The sequence below is a fragment of the Mesorhizobium sp. M0983 genome (genome assembly GCF_040318975.1).
Classification (GTDB): domain Bacteria; phylum Pseudomonadota; class Alphaproteobacteria; order Rhizobiales; family Rhizobiaceae; genus Mesorhizobium.
In genome coordinates this window covers 55,418-71,535 of record NZ_JAMYNH010000007.1, presented here as the reverse complement: position 1 = coordinate 71,535, position 16,118 = coordinate 55,418, and the positions used below count along the sequence as shown (strand labels likewise).

Annotated in this window: 14 protein-coding genes; all 14 read left to right on the top strand. The window is 63.0% G+C overall.

What is annotated here, in order from left to right:
• The first annotated feature begins 13 nt into the window (after positions 1–13).
• Positions 14–814, top strand: a complete 801-nt coding sequence (olsA, locus tag NKH71_RS15110) for a lyso-ornithine lipid O-acyltransferase (protein WP_023719575.1) — start codon at positions 14–16, stop codon at positions 812–814.
• Positions 815–877: 63 nt separating this feature from the next.
• A complete protein-coding gene (gene miaB / locus NKH71_RS15105; RefSeq protein WP_352590845.1) occupies positions 878–2,287 on the top strand; it encodes a tRNA (N6-isopentenyl adenosine(37)-C2)-methylthiotransferase MiaB in 1,410 nt (469 codons plus the stop codon).
• Positions 2,288–2,370: 83 nt separating this feature from the next.
• The gene (locus tag NKH71_RS15100) at positions 2,371–3,363 is read left to right on the top strand and encodes a PhoH family protein (protein ID WP_023719573.1); all 993 of its coding nucleotides are present in this window, start codon (positions 2,371–2,373) and stop codon (positions 3,361–3,363) included.
• Positions 3,364–3,380: 17 nt separating this feature from the next.
• Complete coding sequence (gene ybeY, locus NKH71_RS15095; RefSeq protein WP_352483242.1) at positions 3,381–3,878, top strand: rRNA maturation RNase YbeY; 498 nt, start codon at positions 3,381–3,383, stop codon at positions 3,876–3,878.
• A gap of 28 nt (positions 3,879–3,906) precedes the next feature.
• Positions 3,907–4,980: a hemolysin family protein gene (locus NKH71_RS15090; RefSeq protein WP_352483241.1), complete on the top strand. Its 1,074-nt coding sequence runs from the start codon at positions 3,907–3,909 to the stop codon at positions 4,978–4,980.
• A gap of 17 nt (positions 4,981–4,997) precedes the next feature.
• Positions 4,998–5,462: a VOC family protein gene (locus NKH71_RS15085; RefSeq protein WP_352483240.1), complete on the top strand. Its 465-nt coding sequence runs from the start codon at positions 4,998–5,000 to the stop codon at positions 5,460–5,462.
• A gap of 93 nt (positions 5,463–5,555) precedes the next feature.
• A complete protein-coding gene (gene lnt, locus NKH71_RS15080; protein WP_352790818.1) occupies positions 5,556–7,142 on the top strand; it encodes an apolipoprotein N-acyltransferase in 1,587 nt (528 codons plus the stop codon).
• A 137-nt stretch (positions 7,143–7,279) separates the two neighbouring features.
• Positions 7,280–7,699 (top strand): helix-turn-helix domain-containing protein, encoded by a 420-nt coding sequence (locus NKH71_RS15075; protein WP_023719568.1) that lies wholly within the window; start codon positions 7,280–7,282, stop codon positions 7,697–7,699.
• 300 nt (positions 7,700–7,999) lie between these two features.
• The gene (gene metK, locus NKH71_RS15070) at positions 8,000–9,289 is read left to right on the top strand and encodes a methionine adenosyltransferase (protein WP_023719567.1); all 1,290 of its coding nucleotides are present in this window, start codon (positions 8,000–8,002) and stop codon (positions 9,287–9,289) included.
• 11 nt (positions 9,290–9,300) lie between these two features.
• Positions 9,301–10,002, top strand: coding sequence for a tRNA (guanine(46)-N(7))-methyltransferase TrmB (gene trmB, locus NKH71_RS15065; protein WP_352493771.1), 702 nt, complete (start codon positions 9,301–9,303; stop codon positions 10,000–10,002).
• Positions 10,003–10,495: 493 nt separating this feature from the next.
• Positions 10,496–11,128, top strand: a complete 633-nt coding sequence (gene rimP, locus NKH71_RS15060) for a ribosome maturation factor RimP (RefSeq protein WP_023719564.1) — start codon at positions 10,496–10,498, stop codon at positions 11,126–11,128.
• Positions 11,129–11,174: 46 nt separating this feature from the next.
• Entirely contained in the window at positions 11,175–12,770 is a 1,596-nt protein-coding gene (nusA, locus tag NKH71_RS15055; protein WP_023719563.1) for a transcription termination factor NusA, read from the top strand.
• A gap of 38 nt (positions 12,771–12,808) precedes the next feature.
• A complete protein-coding gene (locus NKH71_RS15050; RefSeq protein ID WP_023719562.1) occupies positions 12,809–13,459 on the top strand; it encodes an RNA-binding protein in 651 nt (216 codons plus the stop codon).
• Positions 13,456–16,023, top strand: coding sequence for a translation initiation factor IF-2 (infB, locus tag NKH71_RS15045; RefSeq protein WP_352895144.1), 2,568 nt, complete (start codon positions 13,456–13,458; stop codon positions 16,021–16,023). Before NKH71_RS15050 ends, infB begins: the two co-directional genes overlap by 4 nt.
• Positions 16,024–16,118 lie beyond the last annotated feature (95 nt).

Here is a 16,118-nt window from a genome sequence, read left to right as displayed (position 1 = left end):
CGGGGTGGTGCGGATGATCGGAAAAATCAGGATTTTCCTGGCGCTGGGGCTGGTTGTCGTCGGCTCATTGGTGCTTGTGCCGCTGCAGGTCCTGTCGATGAGGACCGGGCTCTGGCGCGAGACCTTCATCCTGAAGATCTGGCACAGGATGATCGTCAGGGCGCTGGGGCTGCGCATCCATGTCAAGGGGGCGCTGTCCGGCCAGCGCCCATTGCTGATTGCCGCCAACCACATCTCCTGGACCGACATCATGGTACTGGGGTCGATGGTCGACGTGACGTTCATCGCCAGGGCCGACATGGCCGGCTGGCCGTTGATCGGCATGCTGTCGAAGCTGCAGCGCACTGTCTTCATCGAACGTGAGCGCAAACGTTCGTCGGGCGACCAGGCGAGCGAGATCGCCGGCCGCATGGCTAAGGGCGACGCCATGGTGCTGTTTGCCGAAGGCTCGACCGGCGACGGCAACATGATCCTGCCGTTCAAGAGTACGCTGTTCGGCGCCGCTACAATGGCGATTGCGGAAGGGGCGGCCGAACAGGTCTTCATCCAGCCGGTGGCGATCGTCTATACGCGCCTGCATGGCGTGCCGCTCGGCCGCCGGCATCGGCCGGTTGCCGCCTGGATCGGCGATGAAGAGCTGATGCCGCATCTGAAGGTGCTGATGGCCGAGGGCGCCCTCGACGTCGAGGTGCATTTTGGCGAGGCGATTGCTTTCTCCAAGGGCTCCAGCCGCAAGGAAACGGCAAAGCAGATGGAACGCCAGGTGCGCGAGATGGTACAGGCGGCTCTCGCCGAACCGCGCCCAAGCCGGTAAGCCGCGCAGGTTCCGGCCAGATTCGTCTGTTTTTTGTCAGGGAAAGGCGCTAGAAGCCGCGAAATGGAATTGAACACGATAGAACGCGACGACATCGGCGCTGCCGCCGAAAACCTAGTCGTTCTGCCTGCCGCGACCAGAAAGGTCTTCGTCAAGACCTATGGCTGCCAGATGAACGTCTACGATTCGCAGCGCATGACCGATGCGCTGGCGGCCGACGGCTATGCCGCGACAGACGCTATCGGCGAGGCCGATCTGGTGCTGCTCAACACCTGCCACATCCGCGAGAAAGCGGCGGAAAAAGTCTATTCCGAACTTGGGCGCATCCGTGAGTTGAAGGCCGAGCGTGCAAGGGCCGGGCGCGAAATGCTGGTCGGCGTCGCCGGCTGCGTGGCGCAGGCCGAGGGTGCCGAGATCATCCGCCGCTCGCCGGCCGTCGACCTGGTCATCGGCCCGCAGACCTACCACCGGCTGCCCGGTGTGCTGGCGAGGGCGCGGAGCGGCGAAAAGATCGTCGAGACCGACTATGCCGTCGAGGACAAGTTCGAGCATCTGCCGCAGCCGAAGCGCGCCGAACTGATCAGGCGCGGCGTGACGGCGTTCTTGACCGTTCAGGAAGGCTGCGACAAGTTCTGCACCTTCTGTGTCGTGCCCTACACACGCGGCTCGGAAGTCTCGCGGCCGGTGGCACAGATCGTCGCCGAGGCCGAGCGCCTGGCGGATGCCGGCGTGCGCGAGGTGACGCTGCTCGGCCAGAACGTCAATGCCTGGCATGGAAGAGGTGAAAACGGCGCAGAATGGGGCCTTGGCCGGCTGCTGTTCAGGCTGGCCGAGATTCCGGGCCTGGCGCGTCTGCGCTACACAACCAGTCATCCGCGCGACATGGACGATGAATTGATCGCCGCCCATCGTGATTTGCCTACGCTGATGCCCTATCTACATTTACCGGTGCAATCCGGCTCCGACCGCATACTCAAGGCGATGAACCGCAGACATATGGCCAAGGACTATCTGACGTTGATCGACCGCATCCGTGCCGCACGGAACGACATTGCGCTGTCGGGCGATTTTATCGTCGGCTTTCCCGGCGAGACGGAAGCCGATTTCGAGGCGACCATGCAGTTGGTCCAAGACGTCAACTATGCCTCGGCCTTTTCGTTCAAATATTCGCTGCGCCCCGGCACGCCGGGCGCCGAGATGAGTGATCACGTGCCGGAGGCCGTCAAGGACGAGCGCCTGCAGCGGCTGCAGGCGCTACTGCTGAAACAGCAGCAGGATTTCGGCGCAAGCCTGATCGGCAGGACCATCGACACGCTGATCGAAAAGCCGGGCCGCCAGGCCGGTCAGAAGGTTGGCCGCTCGCCCTGGCTGCAGCCGGTTATTGTTGATGAAATGGCCGGCGAAATCGGTGACATTATCCAGGTACGAATCACGAAGACGGGCTACAACAGCCTGTTCGCCGAATTGGCCTGAAGGTCTCGGCAGATGAGGAGAGACGGTTGAGCGCTGCTGAAGTGAAGAACCTGCCCCAGAACCTACCCTCGGGGGCCTCGGATATGGCGCACATCGTACTGACTTTCGACAACAACAAGCTTGCCAGCGCCCTTTACGGCCAATTCGACGAGAATCTGGCCAGACTCGAGCAGAAGCTCGGCGTCGACATCCGCTCGCGCGGCAATCAATTGACCATCAAAGGCTCTTCCTCGGCGGCCGAGCAGGCACGCCGCGCCTTGGACAATCTTTACGGAATTCTGCAGAAAGGCACCGATATCGGCCAGTCCGATGTCGACGGCGCTGTGCGCATGGCGATCGCCGCCGACGACCAACTGACGCTGCCGACACTGGAGCGCAAGGGCAAGGTGTCTGCCGCCCAGATATCGACGCGCAAGAAGACGATCTATGCCCGCTCGCTGAACCAGGACGCCTATATGCGCGCGCTGGAGCGGTCGGAACTCGTCTTCGGCATCGGCCCGGCCGGCACCGGAAAGACCTATCTGGCGGTGGCGCATGCGGCAATGCTGCTCGAACGCGGCATGGTCGAACGCATCGTGCTGTCGCGCCCCGCGGTCGAGGCCGGCGAACGGCTTGGCTTTCTGCCGGGTGACATGAAGGAGAAGGTCGATCCTTATCTGCGGCCGCTCTATGACGCGCTCTACGACATGATGCCGGCCGACAAGGTCGAGCGGGCGATTGCCGCCGAGGTCATCGAGATCGCGCCGCTGGCGTTCATGCGCGGCCGTACGCTGGCGCACGCTGCCGTCATCCTCGACGAGGCGCAGAACACCACGCCCATGCAGATGAAGATGTTCCTGACCCGGCTCGGCGAGAACTCGCGCATGATCGTCACCGGCGATCCGACCCAGATCGATCTGCCGCCAAACACCAAGTCCGGCCTGGTCGAGGCGCTGAGAATCCTCGACGGCGTCACCGGCATGGTGACGGTCCGCTTCAACGAAGGCGACGTCGTCAGGCATCCGCTGGTCGCCGAGATCGTCAAGGCCTACGACCGCGACGGCAAGCTGGCCAGGGGCTTGGGTGTCGAAGGCTGATATGATTATGCGGCCGCATGGCTGAGGAGCAAAAGGCGGGGGGGCCGCTTCCCGTCGAGATCGATATCGCGATCGAGGCCGGAGATTGGCCCGCCGAGACGACGCTGACGCGGCTGGTCGACCATGCCGTCTCGGCCGCCTTTGCCGAAACCGGTGCGGACGGGCGTTCCGAGCTCAGCATCCTCTTTTCCGACGATGCCCATATCCGCACGCTCAATGCCGGCTGGCGCGGCAAGGACAAGCCGACCAACGTCCTGTCTTTTCCGGCTTTTCCGTTTGCCCGGGGCGGGCCGCTGCCGCCGATGCTCGGCGACATCGTGCTGGCCGCCGAGACGGTCGCGCGCGAGGCGGCACTGGAAGACAAGCCGGTCGAGGACCATATCTCCCATCTCGTTATCCATGGCCTGCTGCATTTGCTGGGCTACGATCACGAAACCGACGCCGAAGCGGAACTGATGGAAGCGACAGAGCGCGCAGCACTTGCGAGGCTTGCCATTCCCGATCCCTACACGTAATTACAAAAGATCAATTGACCGGACGATGATGAACGACAAACCAGAGACTGCCGCCCGCCCCGATGCCGGCAGTGCGATCAAGCCTTCCGAAACGACGGAAGAGGGCTCGAGTCCGAGTACCACGACCGGCAGCTTCGCCAGCGAGGCATCGCCTGCCGGTCCTTCCCTGTTCGATCGCGTGCTCGGGCTTTTCAGGCACCGCAACGGCACCAGCCTGCGCGAGGAGATTGCCGGTGCGCTTGCCGAAACGGCGAGCGATGCGGAATCCTTCTCGCCCGGCGAACGCGCCATGCTCAACAATATCCTGCGTCTGCGCGAAGTGCGCGTCGAGGACGTCATGGTGCCGCGCGCCGACATCGAGGCGGTCGAGATCACCACGAAGCTGGGTGATCTTCTGGGGCTCTTCGAACAGTCCGGCCATTCCCGCATGCCGGTCTATTCGGAGACGCTCGACGACCCGCGCGGCATGGTCCATATCCGCGACGTGCTGGCGCACATCACCAAGGTCGCCCGCGTCCGAAAGGGCAGGACGACCAGGAAAACCGCGGTCGCAACGGTTCTCGATCTCGCCCAGGTCGATCTGGCGCGCACCATCGGCGATCTCAACCTGATCCGACCGGTGCTGTTCGTGCCGCCGTCGATGCTCGCCTCCGACCTGATGGGGCGGATGCAGACGACACGGACCCAGATGGCGCTGGTCATCGACGAATATGGCGGCACCGACGGTCTCGTCTCGCTCGAGGATATCGTCGAGATGGTGGTCGGCGACATCGAGGACGAGCACGACGACGACGAGCCGATGATCACCCAGGCCGGCGAAGGCGTCTTCATCGTCGACGGCAAGGCCGAGATCGACGATGTCGCCAAGATGATCGGCGAGGATTTCGCCGCCGGCGAGCACGGCGAATATGTCGACACGATCGGCGGCATGATCTTCAACACGCTTGGCCGGGTGCCGGCGCGCGGCGAAGTGGTGCAGGCCATACCCGGCTTCGAGTTCCATGTGCTCGACGCCGACCCACGCCGCGTCAAGCGCGTGCGCATAGTCGAAACCCTGAAGGGCGAGCGCCGCCGCCGCGCCGCCCGCACCGAGCAGGCTTGAAGGACGCGGCTCGCTCGATGCCGATTGAGGACCCGTTCAAGCACTCGACACTGGGCTCCGGCGTCTTCTACCAGGATCCGCGGGCCGCATTGACATGGCTTGAAAAGGCTTTCGGCTTCGAGCCGAGCATGGTGGTCAGCGATACCGATGGCAGGCTCGTCCATTCCGAGATGCGGTTCGGCGACGGCTATATCATCATCGATTCCGAATGGGCCGACCATATAGCCAGCCCGGCTTCAGTTGCAGGCAAGAACACGCAGTCGGTCTATGCGCGCCTCAAGGACGGGATAGATGCCCACTGTGATCGTGCAAGGGCGGCGGGAGCCGAGATCGTCGAGGAGCCTGCCGACTACGGTGAACGGCAGTACAGGGCGCGCGATCCTGAAGGCCATGTCTGGACCTTTTCCCAGACTGTCCGCTCCGTCCCACGCGAAGAGGCTGAGCGGCTGGGCGGACTGAAGATCGAAGGCTGGCATCGATAGCTATGAGCGGACTTGTTCGCTCTTATCCGGTTTGGAGCCAAGGCCGCGGCCTGATAAATCTTGCTTCCTGATTCGCACGACTCGGAAGCATAGATGGAGCGCCAGGCCGGCCGGATAATTCTGCTTTGGGGCTGGCGGCGCGCGCTGGTGGCGTTTCTTGCCGGCGCGCTGGCGGTTCTCGCTCAGGCGCCTTACGATTTCTTCGCCGTCTGTTTCGTTTCGTTCCCGCTGCTGGTGTGGCTTCTCGATGGCGCGACCGGCGAAGCCTCGGACGGTGTTCTGCGACGCTTGCTGCCGGCTTTCGCCATCGGCTGGTGGTTCGGTTTCGGCTACTTTCTTGCCGGTCTGTGGTGGGTTGGCTCGGCGCTTCTGGTCGAGGCCGACAGCTTCGCCTGGGCCTTGCCGTTCGCGGTGGTTGGCATCCCCCTCGCGCTGGCCTTCTTCTATGGCTTCGCCGCCGTGGTTGCCCGGCTGTTGTGGAGCAATGACATCGGCCGCATCGCCGCGCTCGCCTTCGGCTTTGCGCTGGCGGAATGGTTGCGCGGCTTCCTGTTCACCGGCTTTCCCTGGAATGCCGTCGGCTATGCGGCGATGCCGGTGCCTTTGCTGATGCAGAGCGTGTCGGTGACCGGCATGATCGGCATGAATGCGCTTGCAGTCTTCGTCTTTGCACTGCCGGCCCTGCTTGCGGCGCGCCGGCATCTTCGCCTCGGCGTGGCATTGCTTGTCGTTCTGGTCGTTGCCCATGCCGGCTTCGGCTATATCAGGCTCGCCGCCCCCGAAAAGCCGGCCGCCCGCAGCCTCGACGTCCGTATCGTGCAGCCTGCCGTCGACCTCACGGAAAAATGGGATGCCTCGGTGCGTGACCGCATCTTCGCCACCATGATGGGGCTTTCGGCCAAAGCGCCGGAACCCGGCCATGACAGGCCGCAGTTGATCCTGTGGCCGGAGACCTCCGTGCCGTTTCTGTTCACCGAACGTCCGGATGCCTTGCCTGCCATCGGAGAGATGCTCGGCGATGGCCAGATGCTGGTCGCCGGCGTCGTTCGCGAGGAAGGCGGCTCGGCGACCGGAAGCCGTTACTACAACTCGGTCGTGGCGATCGACGAAAGGGGCGAAATCGTCGATGCCGTCGACAAGGTTCATCTGGTACCGTTTGGTGAATACCTGCCTTTCGCCGATCTGCTCGGCCGCTTTGGGCTTGAGCAGCTTGTCGCCGGCCCAATGACCTTCGCGGCCGGCAATGAGCGGCACCCGATCACGCTGCCCGGCGGCATCCGGGCGCTGCCGTTTATTTGCTATGAGGTCATCTTTCCCGATCTGGTCGCGGTTGACGCCACGTCAGCCGAGCTTATTGTGAACGTCACCAATGACGCCTGGTTCGGCGACACGCCAGGGCCGTACCAGCACTTCAGGCAGGCGCAGATCCGGGCGGTGGAGAATGGGGTGCCCCTGTTGCGCGCGGCCAATAACGGCATTTCGGCCGTTGTCGACCCGCGAGGACGCATCGTCGACGCGCTGGCTATCGACGCACGCGGCGCCATCGATGTGCGTGTGCCGATCTCCAACCAAGCCATCGTTTCCTCCGGCCAACGACGCATTAACGGAATGCTGATCATGTTTTTGCTTGCCGTTGCGGCATGCATTTTGAACGTAAGGCAAAGGCTACGGGCGAATTGACAGCCGACACATTAGAAACTCATACTGTAAGCGCCTGAAAATTCTCGAAGTCGATAAGGTCGTTCTGTTGGGGCACGGGCCGCGGCGTCGTTTGGGCAGCAAAATAGAAAAAGCCGGAAAAATTCGGCGAGGAAAAAATGACAGAAGAAAACAAGAAAAAGCCGAATCCGATCGACATCCACGTCGGAAGCCGCATCCGGCTTCGCCGCAATATGCTGGGAATGAGTCAGGAAAAACTGGGCGAAAACCTCGGCATAACGTTCCAGCAGATCCAAAAGTACGAAAAAGGCACCAATCGCGTCGGCGCCAGTCGTTTGCAGGCAATCGCCTCGATACTCGGCGTTCCCGTCGCCTTCTTTTTCGAGGATGCGCCCGGTCAGGAGGCCGTGGGCAACCGTGGATTTGCCGAGGATGCGTCGATGACCTCCGCCGTCGAATTCTGCGGCAGCCCGGAAGGCCTCCAGCTGAACCGCGCCTTCGTCAAGATCGCCGACGTGAAAGTGCGTCGCAAGATCATCGAGCTTGTGAAGTCGCTCTCCGTCGACGAGGTCGATTGACTGGCCGTAGCCGGGCATGCAATTTCTCGTGGCTGAGTGCACCGTGGGATGTGCATTCCGCAGATGCGCCGACGCGCGGATCGATTTTGCTCGACATGCTTCCACGAAACCGTTCTCTTCAGCCTGTGAGTGCAAGAGATGAGGGTAGTGCGCCCTGCCGCCGTCTTCTGGACGCAAAGATAATAACGTCAAAATTCATGCTAGAACGGCTGCACGACTTGACGAGCGGCGCCCGGCACCGTTAACAACTGGCGCGCCAAAATCGGCGGCCTGCCGATATTTTTTCAAGAGGGGACACCCGTGACGCGGCACAATTATTTCTTCACCTCGGAATCCGTTGCCGAGGGCCATCCCGACAAGGTCTGCGATCGTATCTCCGACGAGATTGTCGATCTCGTCTACCGCGAGGCCAGAAAGACCGGCATGGACCCGTGGAAAGTCCGCGTCGCCTGCGAGACGCTCGCGACGACCAATCGCGTTGTCATCGCCGGTGAAGTGCGCGTCCCCGAGACGCTGCTCAAGAAGGACAAGGAGGGCAACGTCCTGAAGGATGCGGCCGGCCATCCGATTGTCAACCCGGCCAAGTTCAAGTCGGTCGCACGCAAGGCAATCCGCGAAATCGGCTACGAGCAGGCCGGCTTCCACTGGAAGACGGCCAAGATCGAGGTCCTGCTGCACGGCCAATCGCCGGATATCGGCCAAGGCGTCGACAACGCTTCCGACCGGCAAGGCGAGGAAGGAGCCGGCGATCAGGGCATCATGTTTGGCTATGCCTGCCGCGAAACGCCGGACCTGATGCCGGCGCCGATCTATTACAGCCACAAGATCCTCGAATTGCTGGCCGCTGCGCGCCATGAGGGCAGCGGTGATGCCGGCAGGCTCGGGCCGGATGCCAAGAGCCAGGTGACAGTCCGCTATGTCGACGGCAAAGCGGCGGAAGTGACGCAGATCGTGCTGTCGACCCAACATCTCGATGAGACGTGGGATTCGAAGAAGGTGCGCAACGTCGTCGAGCCCTATATCCGCGAAGCACTAGGCGACCTGAAGATCGCCGACAATTGCAATTGGTACATCAACCCGACTGGCAAGTTCGTCATCGGCGGACCTGACGGCGACGCCGGCCTGACCGGCCGCAAGATCATCGTCGACACCTATGGTGGGGCTGCGCCCCATGGCGGCGGCGCCTTCTCCGGCAAGGACACCACCAAGGTCGACCGCTCGGCCGCCTATGCGGCGCGCTATCTCGCCAAGAACGTGGTTGCCGCGAAGCTTGCCGATCGCTGCACTATCCAGCTTTCCTATGCGATCGGTGTCGCCCAGCCGCTGTCGATCTACGTCGACCTCCACGGCACCGGCAAGGTCGACGAGGCAAAGCTCGAGCGTGCACTGCGCACTGTGATGGACCTATCGCCGTCCGGCATCCGCCGCCACCTCGATCTCAACAAGCCGATCTATGCCAAGACGTCGTCCTACGGCCATTTTGGCCGCAAGGCCGGCCGCGACGGATCCTTCTCCTGGGAGAAGACCGATCTCGCCAAGGCGCTCAAGGACGCTCTCGCCGAACCGGTCGCCGAAGCAGTCGCCGCCTAACAACGGCGCCTATGGACCCGAAGGACCGGCCAAGCCGTGCGACCGAGGCGTTTTTCGGTCGCCGGCGCGGCAAGACCATCCGACCGCAGCAGGCGGCGGCGCTGGAGAGCGGCTTCGCCGCCTACAGGCTCGATCTGACGGTTGAACCGCCGGCCGATCTGCGCAGCCTTTTCGAAGCCGAAGTTTCCGCTGTCCAGCTCGAAATCGGTTTTGGCGGCGGCGAACATCTTCTGCACCGTGCCACGGCCAGCCAGGCGACCGGCTTTATCGGCGTCGAGCCTTTCGTCAACGGCATGGCCAAGATGATGATGGCGGTCCGGGAGCGGCCGCTTGCTAATCTGCGCGTCTATGACGACGACGCCACACGCCTGCTTGACTGGCTGCCGCAGGCTTCGCTTGACGGCATCGACCTTCTCTACCCGGATCCGTGGCCGAAGAAGAAGCACTGGAAGCGGCGCTTCGTCAGCCCGGTCAATCTCGACCGCTTCGCGCGCGTCTTGAAGCACGGCGGAAAGTTCCACTTTGCGTCAGACATCGACAGCTATGTGAACTGGACGCTGCTGCATTGCCGGGCGCATGGCGCCTTCACGTGGCAGGCAAACGAAGCAGCCGACTGGCGTCGGCCCTATGATGGCTGGCCGGGGACGCGCTATGAGGCCAAGGCCATTCGCGAGGGCCGACGGCCCGCCTATCTCACCTTTGTGCGGAAATAGCAGGAAGTCCGAGCTGAGCGGCCGAAGGCTCTCCTGTTCACTTGGCTTAGAAGCGGCGGATTTTATCGAAGGCTGCCGGCTCCATGCCCAGATTGCGCAGATCATTCGCACGCGGCTTGAGACCGTTTTCCACAGCACGCGACGCTGCTACGGCGCTGCCAAACACGCTAAAAAAGTCGCCTATGGCTAAAAAAATCCACGATTGTTCATGATCGGATCCTTCCGAGCGTAGTGAGCGCTCCAATTGTGCAATGCAACATAGATAGTCGTGCGTTGCCGGTGCTCAAAGGAGGATTACTGCATGGGCGCCATGCATTTGGCGCAGCGCTGCGGACTCGGAGCCTTGCCGTCATGCACGACGGGCTTGAAACGACGGCCACGATCGTCTATATCAGCTTCAAATTCTTGGTCGGTATGACGAAGAGTGGGTCCACCCGGTCCCGCTCTTTTTTATTACCTGCCGGCCAAGCAGGAATCGAACGACAGGGACCGAATGACAGTGACGGCAAGCGAAGGCGACGACCGCATCATCCGCGAAAGCGGCATCGATGCGCGCATCGCGCTGATCGTTCAGCCGGTACTGCGCGCCATCGGTTTCCGCTTGGTACGTGTGCATCTGTCGGGCCAGAACGGGCTGACGCTGCAGATCATGGCCGAGCGCGAGGACGGCACGATGACTGTCGAGGATTGTGAAGAGGTCAGCCGGGCAGTATCGCCGGCGCTCGATGTCGATGATCCGATCGAGAAGGCTTATCATCTCGAAGTGTCGTCGCCGGGCATCGACAGGCCGCTGGTCCGCAAATCGGACTTTGCAGCCTGGACCGGCCATCTGGTGAAGATGGAAACGTCGGTTCTCGTCGCCGACCGCAAGCGCTTCAAGGGCAAGATCGCCGAAAGCGACGCGGACGGTGTGCTGATCGAGCGCGACAAGGCCGCTTACGGCGAGGAGCCGACGGTGCGTGTTCCCTACGATGCGATTGCCGAAGCGCGGCTGGTTCTGACCGATGATCTTATCCGCGATGCGCTGTCGAAGGATAACCGGGCGCGCAAGGAAGCCAGAAAACGCCGCGGCGAACCCGAAGACGCACCAGAGGGTGCGGAAGACGAAACCGAACAGGAAATGTGATTGGGCTGCCGGCCGTAAGGTCGGCAACAAGCTCGGGAGAAAGAAGATGGTTGTAAGCGCCAACAGGCTTGAACTGCTGCAGATCGCCGATGCGGTCGCGCGTGAAAAGTCGATCGACAAGTCGATCGTCATCGCCGCTATGGCCGATGCGATCCAGAAGGCCGCGCGCTCGCGCTACGGCCAGGAAACCAATATCCGGGCCGATATCAATCCGAATACCGGCGAGATGAAGCTGCAGCGGCTGATGGAAGTGGTCGAGAAGGTCGACGACTACGCGACGCAGATTGCCATTTCCTCGGCGCGCGAGCGCAATCCGGACGCCCAGCTCGGCGATTTCATCGCCGAACAGCTGCCGCCGATGGATTTCGGCCGCATCGCCGCCCAGTCGGCCAAGCAGGTCATCGTGCAGAAGGTGCGCGAGGCCGAGCGCGACCGGCAATATGACGAGTACAAGGACCGTATCGGCGAGATCGTCAACGGCACCGTCAAGCGTGTCGAATACGGCAACGTCATCGTCGATCTCGGCCGCGGCGAGGCGATTATCCGCCGGGACGAGCTGATCCCGCGCGAAAACTATAAATATGGCGATCGCGTCCGCGCCTACGTCTATGACGTGCGCCGCGAACAACGCGGCCCGCAGATATTCCTGTCGCGCACCCATCCGCAGTTCATGGCGAAACTGTTCACCATGGAAGTGCCGGAAATCTACGACGGTATCATCGAGATCAAGTCGGTCGCCCGCGATCCGGGTTCGCGCGCCAAGATCGCTGTCATCTCCCGTGACAGCTCCATCGATCCGGTCGGTGCCTGCGTCGGCATGCGCGGCAGCCGCGTCCAGGCGGTCGTCGGCGAATTGCAGGGCGAGAAGATCGACATCATTCCGTGGTCGCCCTCGGCCGCGTCCTTCATCGTCAATGCATTGCAGCCGGCGGAAGTCGCCAAGGTCGTGCTCGACGAGGATGCCGAGCGCATCGAGGTCGTCGTCCCCGACGACCAGCTGTCGCTGGCCATCGGTCGCCGCGGCCAGAACGTCCGTCTTGCCTCGCAGCTCACCGGCTGGGATATCGACATCCTGACCGAGCAGGAAGAGAGCGAACGGCGCCAGAAGGAATTCGTTGAACGGTCGTCGCTGTTCATGGAAGCCCTCGACGTCGACGAGATGGTCGGCCAGGTGCTCGCTTCCGAAGGCTTCACCAGCGTCGAGGAGGTCGCGTATGTCGATTCCGGCGAAATCGCGTCGATCGACGGCTTCGACGAGGACACGGCTTCGGAGATCCAGACCCGCGCCCGCGAATATCTGGAGAAGATCGAAGCCGAGCATGACGAGAAGCGCAAGGCGCTCGGCGTTAAGGACGAGCTGCGCGAGATTCCCGGCATCACCACCGCCATGATGGTGACGCTCGGCGAGGACGGCGTGAAGACGATCGAGGATTTCGCCGGCTACGCCGCCGACGACCTGACCGGCTGGAAGGAACGCAAGGACGGCGAGACGAAAGTATTCCCGGGTGTGCTCGCCAACCACGGCGTGTCGCGCGCCGATGCCGAGCAAATGGTCTTGGCCGCTCGCCTGAAGGCTGGCTGGATCACCGAAGACGAGCTTGCCGCCGAGGGCGTGCCGGCTGACGAAACCGTCGGTGCGTGAGGTGAAACCGCATCGCACCGAACCCGCCCTTGGACGAGATGAACGATCGCACCTGCATCGTCACCCGCAGGCAAGCCGAACCGGATGAGCTGATCCGTTTCGTCGTCGGCCCGGATTCGGCCGTCGTTCCGGACATCAAGAGAAACCTGCCCGGCCGCGGTTGCTGGGTGACCGCCGACCGCCTACATATAGACAAGGCAGCGGCGAAAAACCTGTTTGCCCGTGCTTTTAAGGCGCAGGTGACCGTGCCAGCCGATCTTGGCGGCATGGTCGACGCGCTGCTTTCCAGGTCCGCTCTGGGCATGCTTGGCCTGGCCCGCAAGGCGGGCGCCATAGCGCTCGGAGCGACCAAGGTCGAGAGCGCCGTGCGCGGCGGACTTGCACTTTTCGTGCTCCACGCGACCGAGGCTTCCGACGATGGCGTCCGCAAGATAAGCCAGGCGCGACGGGCAACCGTCCACCTCGGCGGGCCTGCGATCCGCGCTTACAAACTTTTCTCTGAGGCCGAGTTGAGCTTGGCATTGGGGGGTACAAATGTGATACATGCTGCCGTTCTCGCGGGAGACGCGGGCAGGGCGGTCCAGAAGCGCATGGTTGCGCTCGACCGATATCGGGGCGGTTCCCCGGACGATCTGGCAATGCTTGCGGCCGTTGCTGACGAAGATGATGCCGCAGAGGATATGGAATGAGCGATACGAAATCGGGCGACGACAAGACGCTGAGTGTTACGCCGAAGAAGACCTTGACGCTGAAGCGCCCCGGTATGGAACAGGGCACGGTGCGCCAGAACTTCTCGCACGGCCGCACCAAATCGGTGGTTGTCGAGACCAAGAAGCGCAAGTTCTCGCTGCCCGGCGACAAGCCGGAGCCGGCGGCAGCGCCTGTGTCCGTCTTCACGCCGAAGCCGGTCGCGGCAGCGCCTGCCGTGCAGGAAGCCCCCAAGGCGCCGCCGCCTCCGCCGCCGGTCGAACGCGGCGGCATGGTGCTGAACGAGTTGTCGCGCCAGGAAATGGAAGCACGCCGCCGGGCTCTCGAGGGCTCGAAGGTCCGTGACGTCGAGGATCGCCAACGCGCCATCGAGGAGGCCAAGCGCCGCAGCGAGGACGAGGAGCGCCGCCGCCGCGAGCGCGAGGAATCGGCTCGCCGTCAGGCCGAGGAAGAGGCACGGCTGCAAGCCGAGGCTGAATCCCGCCGCCGTGCCGAGGAAGAGGCACGCCGCCGTGCGCCGCTGGCCGCCGAACTGGCGACAGTCGATGACGAGGAAGAGGTCAAGCCGAAGCGGACCGGTGCCGGCGCACCAGTGCGCCGTCTGGTCACGCCCGAAGTGGCGCGTCCGGCCAAACCGACCAAGGGCGAGGAAGACCGCCGCCGCGGCAAGCTGACGCTGAATTCGGCGCTTTCCGACGAGGATGCGCGCGCCCGCTCGCTGTCGTCGATGCGCCGCCGTCAGGAGAAATTCAAGCGCGCGTTGCATAATGAGCCACGCGAGAAAGTCATGCGTGAAGTGATCCTGCCCGAAACCATCACCATCCAGGAGCTGGCGCAGCGCATGTCCGAGCGCGCTGTCGACGTGGTCAAGTTCTTCATGAAGCAGGGCCAGATCCTGAAGCCTGGCGACGTCATCGACGCCGACACGGCCGAACTCGTCGCGACCGAATTTGGCCACACGGTCCGCCGCGTCGCCGAGTCCGACATCGAAGAGGGCTTGTTCAACATCGCCGATCGTCCCGAGGACCTGCAGCCGCGTCCGCCGGTGGTAACCATCATGGGCCATGTCGATCACGGCAAGACCTCGTTGCTCGATGCCATCCGAAATGCCAACGTGGTGTCCGGCGAAGCCGGTGGCATTACGCAGCATATCGGCGCCTATCAGGTCGAGAAGAACGGTAACAAGATTACCTTCATCGACACGCCCGGCCACGCCGCCTTCACGGCGATGCGTGCCCGCGGTGCCCAGGCGACCGATATCGCCATCCTGGTGGTGGCGGCCGACGACAGCGTGATGCCGCAGACGATCGAATCGATCAACCACGCCAAGGCGGCCGGCGTTCCGATCATCGTGGCGATCAACAAGATCGACAAGCACGACGCCGACCCGCAGAAGGTGCGCTCGGAACTGCTGCGCCATGAGGTGTTCGTCGAATCCATGGGCGGCGAGGTGCTGGATGTCGAGGTGTCGGCGACCAAGGGCATCAATCTCGACAAGTTGCTCGAAGCGATCCTGCTGCAGGCCGAAATCCTCGACCTGAAGGCCAATCCGGACCGCACCGCCGAAGGCGTTGTCATCGAAGCCCAGCTCGACAAGGGCCGCGGCCCAGTCGCAACCGTGCTGGTGCAGACCGGCACGCTGATGCCGGGCGACATTCTCGTCGCCGGCAACGAGTGGGGCCGGGTGCGCGCGCTGGTCAACGATCGCGGCGATCAGGTCAAGGAAGCGCCGCCGGCAATGCCGGTGGAAGTCCTCGGTCTGCAAGGTACGCCGCTGGCCGGCGACCGCTTCGCCGTTGTCAACAACGAAGCCCGCGCCCGCGAGATCACCGAATATCGCCAACGTCTGGCGCGCGAGAAGGCGGTGGCCAGGCATGCCGGCCAGCGCGGCTCGCTTGAACAGATGATGTCGCAATTGCAGACCAGCGGATTGAAGGAATTCCCGCTGGTCATCAAGGGCGACGTGCAGGGCTCGATCGAGGCGATCAACGCGGCGCTCGACAATCTCGGCACCGACGAGGTGCGCGCCCGCCTCGGCCATGCGGGCGCCGGCGGCATCACCGAAAGCGACGTGTCGCTGGCGGAGACCTCGGGGGCTGCGATCATCGGCTTCAACGTTCGTGCCAATGTGCAGGCGCGTGCGGCCGCGGCTGCGGCAGGCATCGAGATCCGCTACTATTCGATCATCTACAATCTCGTCGATGACGTTAAGGCGGCGCTCTCCGGCCTGCTATCACCGGAGCGTCGCGAGACCTTCATCGGCAATGCCGAGATCCTCGAGATCTTCGACATCACCAAGGTCGGCAAGATCGCCGGCTGCCGTGTCACCGAAGGCAAGGTCGAGCGTGGTGCGGGCGTGCGCCTGATCCGCGACAACGTCGTCATCCACGAAGGCACGCTGAAGACCCTGAAGCGCTTCAAGGACGAGGTTTCGGAAGTTCCGGGCGGTCAGGAATGCGGCATGGCCTTCCAGAACTACGAGGACATGCGCGTCGGTGACGTCATCGAGTGCTTCCGCGTCGAGATGGTAACCAGGACGCTCTGAGTTCGAGCGTCTTGAGTTCGAGCATCTATTGAGACCGGGCGGTGGTCGAAAGGCCGCCGCCCAAACCATATGAGACATGCGGCGCGATTCCATCC